This is a genomic window from Flammeovirga pectinis (genome assembly GCF_003970675.1).
Taxonomy (GTDB): Bacteria; Bacteroidota; Bacteroidia; order Cytophagales; family Flammeovirgaceae; genus Flammeovirga; species Flammeovirga pectinis.
In genome coordinates, this window is record NZ_CP034562.1 from 1,316,295 (window position 1) to 1,327,768 (window position 11,474).

At 31.1% G+C, this 11,474-nt stretch carries 7 protein-coding genes; 5 read left to right on the forward strand and 2 right to left on the reverse strand.

Translation table 11 applies throughout. The annotated features are described in order from the left end of the window. The first annotated feature begins 25 nt into the window (after positions 1 to 25). From EI427_RS05340 to EI427_RS05355, 4 genes are all read left to right on the forward strand, one after another. Positions 26 to 1,174: a SusE domain-containing protein gene (locus EI427_RS05340; protein WP_126612412.1), complete on the forward strand. Its 1,149-nt coding sequence runs from the start codon at positions 26 to 28 to the stop codon at positions 1,172 to 1,174. 264 nt (positions 1,175 to 1,438) lie between these two features. Beyond that, a complete protein-coding gene (locus tag EI427_RS05345; protein WP_170178400.1) occupies positions 1,439 to 2,281 on the forward strand; it encodes a SusF/SusE family outer membrane protein in 843 nt (280 codons plus the stop codon). A gap of 187 nt (positions 2,282 to 2,468) precedes the next feature. Next, positions 2,469 to 5,936, forward strand: a complete 3,468-nt coding sequence (locus tag EI427_RS05350) for an alpha-amylase family glycosyl hydrolase (RefSeq protein ID WP_126612416.1) — start codon at positions 2,469 to 2,471, stop codon at positions 5,934 to 5,936. Between the two features lie 180 nt (positions 5,937 to 6,116). After that, positions 6,117 to 7,967, forward strand: a complete 1,851-nt coding sequence (locus tag EI427_RS05355; RefSeq protein WP_205727902.1) for a glycoside hydrolase family 13 protein — start codon at positions 6,117 to 6,119, stop codon at positions 7,965 to 7,967. A 58-nt stretch (positions 7,968 to 8,025) separates the two neighbouring features. Here the strand turns inward: EI427_RS05355 and rfaD are convergent, their stop codons facing one another. Both rfaD and EI427_RS05365 read right to left on the reverse strand, forming a co-directional pair. Further along, a complete protein-coding gene (rfaD, locus tag EI427_RS05360; RefSeq protein ID WP_126612420.1) occupies positions 8,026 to 8,997 on the reverse strand; it encodes an ADP-glyceromanno-heptose 6-epimerase in 972 nt (323 codons plus the stop codon). A 70-nt stretch (positions 8,998 to 9,067) separates the two neighbouring features. Next, a complete protein-coding gene (locus EI427_RS05365) occupies positions 9,068 to 11,062 on the reverse strand; it encodes an OmpA family protein (protein WP_126612422.1) in 1,995 nt (664 codons plus the stop codon). Between the two features lie 247 nt (positions 11,063 to 11,309). Here EI427_RS05365 and EI427_RS25880 point away from each other — a divergent pair, with 247 nt between their 5' ends. Then, entirely contained in the window at positions 11,310 to 11,459 is a 150-nt protein-coding gene (locus EI427_RS25880) for a hypothetical protein (RefSeq protein WP_155523280.1), read from the forward strand. Positions 11,460 to 11,474 lie beyond the last annotated feature (15 nt).

The window sequence follows — 11,474 nt, forward strand, 5'->3', positions numbered from 1 at the left end:
AGAATAAATTTTTGATAAGATACAAATGAAAAATTTAAATAAATTTTGTGTAGGACTTTCGTTATTGGCTGCAATGACAGCCTGTAAAGAAAATACTACAGAACCAAAAATTTCTTCAGATACTTATGTATCTGCAGAACTTTTACCTGAATCTGTTGATTCAAATAACATTTATGTCATTACTGAAGAGGCAGTGAATAATGAAGATTCAGTATTCTCTACTTTTATGTGGACTCCATCAGATTATTCTGGTGTTAATCTTCAAAGAAACTATGTTCTTGAACTATCAAATACAGAAGACTTTGCAGTTACACAAGCATTAGGTGCTACAGCGGCAGATGAAACTCCTGTAAATTACGCTACAATGAATAATGCTGTTTTGGCATTAGGTTTATCTGCGGGTAATGCACACAAAGTATATTCAAGAGTTGTGACTACAGTTACACCTAATGTAGATACTTTATATTCAAGTAATTTAGCATTTACTGTTAATCCAGTTTTTATTGCAATTAATTACCCTAAAGTATATATGCCAGGAGATTTCTCTGGTTGGAACAATAATGCTCCAAATTATACATTAGCATCATTGAATTTTGATGGTAATTATGAAGGATATATGCCTTTAACAGTTAAAGAAGATGGAACTCCTGCAAATGGTGAATTTAAATTTGTAACAATTGGTGGTGACTGGGAATCTCAATACGGTTTAACATCAGCGGGTCTTCCTGCAGATAATCCTGTAGACTTGATTTCTAAGTCAGCTAACGGAGGTTCAGATCCTGGAAACTGTAATATACCAACAGGTATTTCAACAACAGCTCAACAATATAGAGTTGAAGCTACAATTTTTGATGGTGCAGATGAAGGTTCTTATACACTTACTCCTGTTGCTTGGGGTGTTATTGGTGACGCAACTGGAAGCTGGGATGCTGATCAAGATATGACATATGTTCGTGCTTCAAACACATGGACTATAGATATTGATTTAGTTGTTGGTGAAATGAAGTTTAGAGCTAATGATGATTGGGCAATAAACTTTGGTCAAGGTGATTCAGGAGATAATTCTTTAAAATTTAATGCGGGTAATATCAAAATTACTGAGGCAGGAAATTATACTGTGACAATGGATTTATCAACGGCTCCAAATTGGTCATATACTTTGCAAAAGAACTAATTTGTAAATAATATAAGTTTATTTTTTAAGGTCTTCTTCCTCATATGGAAGAAGACCTTTTTTTATTTATAAAACTCAATCGGTAGCGCAATCGGTTTCGATTAAATACTTGAAAATGAGGTGTTTAATTTTTTTATTGTTGTTTTAATTTACATATATTGACATATCAAAAAAAGAGAAAGTGTACCTCGTTGTGGTTTCAGCTTTCTAGTGCGCACAACTTTTTGAATAACTTTTTACTATTAATTTTAATTGAAAATGAAAATGAAAAAGCTAAACTTTTTATCAGCTTCACTACTATTTATTTTATCTGCATTTATATTTTCTTCTTGTTCAACTGATGAGCTAGAAGCAATTGTAGAAGATTTAATTCCAGAAAGTTCTCAGTTAACAGCTCCAACTAATACGGAAGCGGTTTTACAAGCTAGTGAAGTAGACAATGTCTTTGAAACATATACATGGACTGAAGCAAGTTTTGGTGATGAGAAAGCGAATAACTATGAACTTTCGATTTATTATGGTGGTGGTGTTGTAGTACTAAAAGAAACAACAGAACTATCTGCAGCCGTAACAGTAGGAGAAATGGATGCAGCAATAAAAGAAGCAGCAGGAAGTTTTGAAGACGCAGGTGATGCTGTCTCATTCAAAATTGGTGTTGTAAGTCATTTCAATAATGAAGTTGTAACAGTTTCTGACCCTCATGATTTGACAGTTACAACAATTGCTGTTGTAGAAGATAACACAGAAGAACCTGCTGAAGAACCAGGAGAAGAAGATAACAGTGAAGAACCTACAGATAGAGTTGCTCATGAAAATGATGGCTTATGGGGTGTTATTGGTGACGCAACAGGAAGTTGGGATGCAGATCAAGATCTACTTTATAATGCTGAAACAGAAGTATATTCTATAACTTTAGATCTTGTTTTAGGTAATATAAAATTTAGAAAAAGTGATGATTGGGCTGTAAATTTAGGTGGTACTACTGAAGCTTTAGTTCACGATGGAGATAACATTGCTATTACAGAAGCTGGTAATTATACTATTGAGTTAACAGTTGATGAATCTGGTGATTCTGCTGTTGGTACTTTTACAATGACCAAAAATTAATTAGACAAAAAGAGTAGAATAGGATTTATCTTATTCTACTCTTTTTTTATTTTTAATCGAAACCGATTGCGCTATCGGTTGATCGTAAATAACTGATAATTAATATTTTATATATTTTGATTCGTTAGGTGTTATTAATACCTTTATGATTGAAAATGAAAGAACTACTAACATTTAATACGAGTTTATGAGAAAGTATTTACTTAATCTAATTTTCTTAGTGACTTCAATTGCTGTATTATCATTACAGGCAAATGGACAAACTATTTCAACATCACCAACTAATGTAACTGCATTGACTGAAAATGTTAAGATTACATTTAGTGTTGCAGGTACTGACCTCGCAGGAGAAGATAATCTTTATATTTGGGGATGGAGTAATGTAGGAGATTTCCTTACAAATGGTACAGAATGGAATGCTTCTCAAGATGCAGCTAAACTTACCAAAGTAACAGATGAAACATATACTTACGAATTTCCAATAACTCATAATACTGCTTCATATAAAACATTTGCAGATATTGTTGGAGTATCAAATGATCCAACATCTTTAAAAACAATTGGTTGTTTAGTAAAAACAAAAGACGGTGAAAAGAAAACAGGTGATTTAAGTATTACATTAAGTGATTTATCTGTAGCTGTTAATGTATCTTCTCCTCTTAAAAATGATATCTTTAAACAAGGAGATAATGTAGTAATTTCAGCTACATCACCATCAAGTTCAAAGTTAATAATAAAAGTAAATTCTACTGTTGTAAAAGAATTAACAGGAACATCTATATCTCATACAATTCAAAGTGTATCAAGTGGAGACCTAAATATAGAGGTTTCAGCTAGTGCTGATGGTTTAACAGCAATAGAAAAATTAGATTATTTTGTAGGAGCTACTGTTGTGAAAGCAGATAGACCTTCGTATGCATCATTATTAGGTCCAAACTACAATGGAACAGAAGTTACTGTTGTATTACAAGATCCTGCTAAATTAAAGCAATTTGTGAATGTTATAGGGAGTTTTAATAATTGGGGTGATACAGGTGCGTACTCTATGAAATTAGATGTTGAAACTGATGCTAATTATTGGTGGTATACATTCTCAAGTTTAGATGCTAATCAAGAATATATTTATCAATTTCTTATAGATGGTAATTTGATAATTGCAGATCCTTATACTGAAAAGGTATCTGATGAACAAGATAAGTACATTAATGATGGTTATGAGAGATATCCAAATTTAATAGCGTACCCTACTGAAGCAAGTGGTTTAAAGGCATCTATTTTACAAATAAATCAAACAGAGTATGTTTGGAAAAACACATCTTTTCAGCCTGTATCAATTGGTGAAGCCGTAGTATATGAAATGTTAATCAGAGATTTTTCTAAATCATCTACATATGAAGAAGCTATAGCTGAATTAGATAAAATACAAGCTCTAGGTGCTAATACAATTCACCTTATGCCTGTGAATGAATTCGATGGTAATAGTTCTTGGGGATATAATCCTTCTTTCTATTTTGCTCCTGATAAGTATTATGGATCAAAAAATAAATTAAAAGAATTTATAGATGAAGCACATGGAAAAGGAATGGCTGTTGTTTTAGATTTGGTTTTAAATCATTCAACTCAATCTTCTCCATTCTGTCAAATGTATAATAATGGTGAAATTTATGATGCTCCAAATGCCAGTAATCCTTGGTATAATGAAGAATCAAATTTTGATAATGATGCTGTAAAAGGTTGGGGTCCTGATTTTAATCATGAAAGTGAATATACTCAAGCATTGGTTGATAGTATTAATGCACATTGGATGAAATATTACAATGTGGATGGTTATCGCTTTGACTTTACGAAAGGTTTTGGTAATAATCCAAAAACAGGAAGCGATGATTGGGGTAGTAAATACGATCAAGATAGAATTGATTTATTAGTAAGAATGACTAATGAAATCAAAAAGAGAAACCCTAACGCTTATGTAATCTTTGAACACTTATCAGATCTTGATGAGGAACAAGCTTTAGCAAAAGAAGGAATTACACTTTGGGGAAATGCAAATCATGATTTTAGAGAAGTTGTAAAGGGTGGTAATGCAAATTTAGATTGGCAATCACCTAAAACTAGAGATATGCCTATAACAGGAGTGATGTCTTATATGGAATCTCATGATGAAGAACGTTTAATTTATGATTCCGAAGCTAACGGACAAGTATCTCAATTGTATGATTTAACAGATTTACAAAATGGTGTAGATAGAGAGAAGTTAGCAGCAGGATTTTTCTTTATGGTTCCTGGGCCAAAAATGATATGGCAATTTGGAGAGTCAGGCTATAATGTATCAATAAATCAAAGCGAATATCAAGGTGAGGTTAATGATGGTAACAGAACAAGTGAAAAACCATTAATATCTGATTTTGATACTCAAAATGATGCTATAAGAAAGCAATTATCAGATGTGTATACAGCTCTAATTAAACTAAGAAATGATTATGATTTAGGAGATCTAGCAGATGATCAATATACTTTTGATTTAAAAAGTGAGATGAAAACTATTTCTTTAGATAAAGGGGCAATTCATATTAGAATAGTAGGTAATTTTTCATTGAATGAAGAATCACATACCTATGATTATTCTGATGCTAGTTCAACATGGTATAGTTATTTTAATGATGGTGATGAAGTTAATGCATCTGGAACATTTACTCTAAAAGCATCAGAATTTAAAGTTCTTACTAATATTAGAGTAACAACTCCTGTGGATGGTTTAGTTACTGGATTTGAAAGAATTTTTGAGGTTAATCCTTATGGATTTAAACAAGATGAGGAAATTAAAATATATTTTGATCCTAATGCATCAGATAAAACTTTTGGAACATCTATTACGCTAGAAGCAGGTGTTGTATTAGATAGCCATGGAAGTGGAAATATATCTAATAAAAACACTATTTCAATGACTAAAGAAGGGAATAAATATGTGGCTTCATATGTACCTAATGACTTTTTTAGTTTATCATCGACAGATAAACCATTCCAAATGTCTTTAAAAGTATCTGATACACAAGGTGTAACAGAAGGAGAGTATTTTGTTGACTTTGAAGAGAACAATAAAAAGTTATTTCTTGTAGGGGATATTTTAGGTAACGGTTGGGACCTTTCATCTGCTATAGAAATGAAAAGTGACGGAGAAGGAGGGTTTGTATTAGAATCTGTTCAATTGACTAAAGGAGAATTTTTTAAAATAATTGACGAAAAGTCTTGGAATGGTGGACAATGGGGACATGCAGGACCTAATAAGCTTAAAGCATCTACTTATGGAGATGATATAGAAGTAACGTCTACAGGTAACCAGACTATACGTGCTAATATTAATGATTTAACATATTCAATTGAAAATCCAAATGCAATTGAGGATAACAAAACCTCTCAATCCATAAAAGCATACCCAAACCCTACAAGTTCTCTTGTTCAATTTACAGGAACTGTTTTAGCAGGTCAAGTAGAGGTTTTAGTTAGAGATAATATGGGTAGAGTTATTAGTACTTTTGAACAATTTGCTACAAATAACACTATAAATATTGATTTATCATCTTTTCCAGTAGGTATGTATTATGTCGAGCTGCTTACCGTTAATGATAAGGCAATCAAGAAAATAATAAGGCAATAAGATATTTTTAAGAATATATTAAGGCTAGCATGGAAATATGCTAGCCTTTTTTTATTTTAGAGAAAGACAATATCAAAAAGTGTTTTATTTGGTATTGTATTAATTCTTAAGTAAGAAACCCATTGTATTAACTTAAAAACTATGCGGATTAAATCACTAATTATCACCCTATTGCTATCTATGCTATCGCTAACATTGTTTTCTAAATCAAAAATTACGGTAGATAAAGTTGAGCCCTCTTTTTGGTGGGTTGGTATGAAAAATTCGACTTTACAAGTAATGATTCATGGAGATAATATATCTTCAACTAAACCAAAAATTGAATATAAAGGTGTTGTATTAAAACAATCAATACAAGTTACGAGCCCTAATTATTTAGTCTTATATCTTGAAATTACAGAAGAAACTCTCCCAGGTAAAGTACCCATTCAATTTCTAGCAAACGGAAAAGTTATTCATACGATAAACTATGAGTTGAAGGCACGAGAAAGTATTGACAATAAAAATATTGGTTTCGATCCATCAGATGTAATTTACTTATTAATGCCTGATAGGTTTGCGAACGGGGACCCAACAATAGATAATGTTGAGGGCATGACTCAAAAAATGAATAGAGAAGAACCTTACGGTCGTCATGGTGGAGATTTGAAGGGTATTGCAGATCATCTAAACTATTTTACAGATCTTGGTGTAACAGCACTTTGGTTGAACCCGGTACAAGAAAACAATTCTTCAGAACAATCTTATCATGGGTATGGAATGACAGATCTATATAAAGTTGATCCAAGATTTGGTACAAACGAAGAGTATAAAGCATTAGTAAAAGCCTGCCATGATAATGATTTAAAAGTAGTAATGGATTTGGTCTTTAATCATATTGGTTCTGACCATTGGTGGATGAATGATCTTCCAATGTCAGATTGGTTAAACCATCAATCTTATTGGGAAGATGGAAAAAAAGAAAGTGAATATTACGGCACAAATTATCAAGTAACAAAACAATTAGATCCTTATGCATCTAAAGAAGATTTTGATCAGAATGTTGAGGGGTGGTTTACACCAAAAATGCCCGATTTAAATCAAAATAACCCAATACTTGCAGATTATATTATTCAAAATACTATTTGGTGGATTGAATATGCTGGCTTAAATGGTATCAGAATGGATACTTTTGGATATGCTTATAAAGCTTTTGCATCCAGATGGACAAAAGAAATTATGGAGGAGTATCCTCAGTTTAATATCGTGGGAGAGATTTTAGTAAAAGAAACTCCTGTGGCTTCTTACTTTGCAGGTGGGGCTAATAATTTAGATGGGTATGATTCTTATCTTCCTTCTGTAACTGATATGCCTTTATCTTTTGCTGCTAATGCGGCTTTTAGCCCTGAAAATGATGCTCCTGATTGGAATAGCCCAATGCGTCAATTAGCCAATCACCTTACGCAAGATTATCTTTTCCCTGACCCTTATAATTTGGTTACTTGCTTAGATAATCATGATGTAAACAGGGTGATGTCTAATTTAAAAGATCCAGAAAGAGTGAAGTTGGCGTTGACATTTTTATTAACGACTAGAGGTATTCCTCAAATTTATTACGGTACTGAGTTATTGTATGAAGGTTTTGAGTCTGATCATGCTTCATTACGTTTAGATTTTCCTGGAGGATGGGAAGGAGACGAACGTAGTGCTTTTGAGCTAGAAGGTAGAACAGCTATTGAAAATGATGTTTACGATTACCTTAAAAATATATTGCAATGGCGAAAAAGTAATTCAGCTATTCATAAAGGCAAACTAATTCATTATATACCAAATGATGATGTCTACGTTTATTTTAGAAAAACAGTAGAAGAAACTGTTATGATAATTATTAATAATAACGAGGAAAAAGTAGTTACAATAGATACATCTAATTTTGAAAGTGCTATTAGTGGAGCAACAAAAGGAAAAGAAATAATATCTGGTATAGTATATTCAGATATTAGTACTATCAAAATTAATGGTAAACAAGCAATGATTTTAGAATTACAATAATAAAAAGAGGCTTATATACAGCAATGTATATAAGCCTCTTCCATTATAAAAACGATACTTAGTATCTACTTTCTGATGAAAGGTAGTTTTTTACATAATCTTCAACACCTTCTTCTAAGCTAGTAAAAGGCTTTTTATACCCAATACTTCTCATTTTAGTCATTGTAGCTTCAGTAAAATACTGATACTTGTCTCTTATATCTTCAGGAGTCGGTATATAAGAAATATCCTCTTTTTTACCCATAGCCTTAAATGTTGACTTCGTCAAGTCTAGGAAAGTTCTAGCTTCACCAGTTCCAACATTATATATACCCGAATTTTTAGCTTTACGGTCATACATTAAGAACATCATCATATCAACAACGTCTTTCACATACACAAAATCACGTTGTTGTTCTCCATCTTTATAATCAGGATTATGAGATTGGAATAATTTCATTGCATCAGTCTTTCCAATTTGATTAAAAGCATGGAAAACTACAGATGCCATTCTACCTTTATGATACTCATTAGGACCGTAAACATTAAAGAATTTTAAGCCCGCCCAAAACATAGGTTTACGTTCTTGCTTTAATGCCCAAATATCAAATTCATTTTTTGATTCTCCATAAGGGTTTAAAGGTTTTAAATCAGGGATAATAACCTCACTATCCTCATAACCTAATTCACCAAGACCATAAGTAGCAGCAGAAGAAGCATATACTAATGGGATAGCATACTTAATCGTTGCATTCCACATTTTCTTAGTGTATTCTGTATTTAAATGAGCTAATATCTCTCTGTTAAATTCAGCTGTACTTGTTCTTGCTCCAAGGTGAAAAATAAATTCTACTTCTAAATGATTTTTATCTAACCACTCAAAGAATTTTTCACGCTCAACTCTTTCTAGAATTTTCTTACCTTCAAGGTTTTTGTTTTTTTCTGGAAAAGAGAAGTCATCTACTGCAATTATATGATTAAAATTATCCTCGTTTAAACGAGCAATCATACAGCTTCCGATAAAACCTGCTGCGCCTGTAACTACAATCATTATTGTTATTTTTTTATTTTGATATGCGAAGATACATTTTCAAAAATTAGCATCAATTAATTTAAGTCAATTAGTTTTTAATGACTTTAAATTCTGTTCGTCTATTTTTTGCTTTTCCCTCTTCCGTATCATTTGATTCTAAAGGAACGGAAGCTCCATATCCTTTACTAGTTAATCTACTTGTATTAATATTATTTTTTTCTAAGAATAGAGCAATAGCTTTAGCTCTTTTTTCAGAAAGCTTTTGATTATCCTTTTCATTTCCAGAAGTATCAGTATGCCCTCCAATTTCGATTTCTACATTTTTATTTAATGATAAAAATTCTACTAAAGCATTTAGTTCACCTATTGATGAAGGTGAAAGTGTACTAGAATTTGTATCAAAGAATATATTTTGAAGTGTGATTTTTTGATCTACTTTTATTTTATTTAGTTCTATAATGTATTCTTTTTTAGTGGAGTCTACTGTAATATTTCTTGAAAGCATCTCATAACCCATACAATTTATATTTATTGCAAGAGGAGTATTTTTAGGGATAGCTTCAATTTTAGAAAAGCCATTATTATCAGTTTTTAGCTTTCTGAGTAGAGTATTATTTTCAATATTAAAAATAGAAATATCAGCAGCTTTTAAAGCTTCTTTAGAGGTTTGATCTTTAATAATTACACTGGTGTTTAATAAGTGAAGTTTAAAAATTTCGTCTAATGATTCTGACTCTGTAATTAATTTTGGTTTCTCAGCTATAAATGTAGGTTGGGCTTTATAGATATCGTAACCTCCTTTACCTCCTGTTCTATTTGATGAAAAATAGATGATAGTACCATCAATTGATGTGGAAGGTGATTTGTCATCAAAAGGAGAGTTTATTCCTACTCCTAGATTTTTTGGTGTCGACCAATTGTTACCTTTTTTAGTAGCATACATAATGTCATAGCCTCCAATACTTTTTGGAGAATCAGAAGCAAAGAATAAGGTATCTCCATTTGTAGAAAAATAAGGATCAATCTCATTAAAAGGAGTGTTTATAGAACTTAAATTCACAGGTTTATTCCAACCTTTTTTCTTTCGAGTAGAATAGTAGATGTCATATTCACCCCTAGTACCTTTCCTTTTAGATGAAAAATAGAATTCTTTTCCATTAGGAGTAAAAGTACCAGAAACTTCAGAAGATAAATAGGTGTTTATTGGACTTGGTAACTTTGTTTTTGAGTGAGGAATTTTTATTGAATCTTCTAAATTAAATCGACAATAATAAAGTTTACCTTTAAAGCCACCTAGAAACATAACCATAGTCTTTCCACTTTTGGATATTGAACATATAGAACTGTTCCCTTCTGGATTTATTTTATAGTGCTTTACTAAACTTGGCTTCAGTAAAGTGTCGTCGTCTAGTATAGAATAATAAATGTTTTGGTAATAATTGCCGTCAATATCTTTTTGAATTGAATTTTCTGAAAAGCGATTTGAATTAAAATAAAGTTGATTAGAATTTGGTAGTAAATTTAAATTTTCATCATCAGCAGTAGAATTAAGGATACCGAGGTTAATTATTTCTTTACCTGATTTTTCTATTAATTCCCCTTGTTCGGTTTGTTGTAATAAAAATTGAATCTCATCTAAAGTAGGGGATGAATAATTATCATATTTTGAAACATATTCATGGTATGCAGTTTGAGCTTTAATCCATTTTTGTTGTAAATGAAAAGATCTTGCCTTTAAATAAATAGCAGGGAGATATTTTGAATTTAATGCAACAGAAACTTCCATTAATGAATCTGAAGTAGGGTAGTCTGTTAAGTTGAAATAACTTAAACCCAACTTATAATTAAGAATTGAATTCTTTGAATTGAGTTGATTTGCTATTTTATAATATAAAATAGCACTATCATAATTTTGATAGTTAGATCTATAGTTATCTCCTATTTCTATAGCTCTTAAAGCCTCTTTCAATGCTTTTACACTATCAGGAAAATTGTCTTTTGTGAAGTCAATATTTTGAGATTGTGCTGAGCTGTTAATGGTTAAAACCAAAAATAAAAAGAAAGTAATAATTTTAGGTTGCATACAGAATTAATGAATATACTTTTTTACTGAATTCAATTTACTTATTTGTAATCTAATACTACTAATTCAGTTCCTATTTTATTTCAACTTTCTCATGAATAGAATTATGGGTAAAGAGCAAAATTGAATTATTTAAAGATGTTATTATGTTTATATACTTATTTTGTTAAATTCATTCACTTTTATTGACAAGAGCTCGTAAACAATTGTATTAGTAACAAAGCATAATTATTTTATTGAACATTCCATGAAAGCATTAATTAAAATTTTAGCATTAATATTCTTGATAGGTTTATTTTCTATGCTTAATGCTATGCAGAGTGGAGAGGAGGGTACAGTAACTGTAAAAATTAAGACTTCAGGAATTAGAGCTACTCCAATTGTAAACTCAAAATAATTATAAGTATTATTG

Excerpts from the sequence above, each read along its gene's own strand:
- EI427_RS05345 (WP_170178400.1), top strand. The coding sequence starts at position 1,439 with ATGAAAAAGCTAAACTTTTTATCAGCTTCACTACTATTTATTTTATCT.
- rfaD (WP_126612420.1), bottom strand. The coding sequence starts at position 8,997 with ATGATTGTAGTTACAGGCGCAGCAGGTTTTATCGGAAGCTGTATGATT.
- EI427_RS25880 (WP_155523280.1), top strand. The coding sequence starts at position 11,310 with ATGAAAGCATTAATTAAAATTTTAGCATTAATATTCTTGATAGGTTTA.
- EI427_RS05355 (WP_205727902.1), top strand. The coding sequence starts at position 6,117 with ATGCTATCGCTAACATTGTTTTCTAAATCAAAAATTACGGTAGATAAA.
- EI427_RS05340 (WP_126612412.1), top strand. The coding sequence starts at position 26 with ATGAAAAATTTAAATAAATTTTGTGTAGGACTTTCGTTATTGGCTGCA.
- EI427_RS05350 (WP_126612416.1), top strand. The coding sequence starts at position 2,469 with ATGAGAAAGTATTTACTTAATCTAATTTTCTTAGTGACTTCAATTGCT.
- EI427_RS05365 (WP_126612422.1), bottom strand. The coding sequence starts at position 11,062 with ATGCAACCTAAAATTATTACTTTCTTTTTATTTTTGGTTTTAACCATT.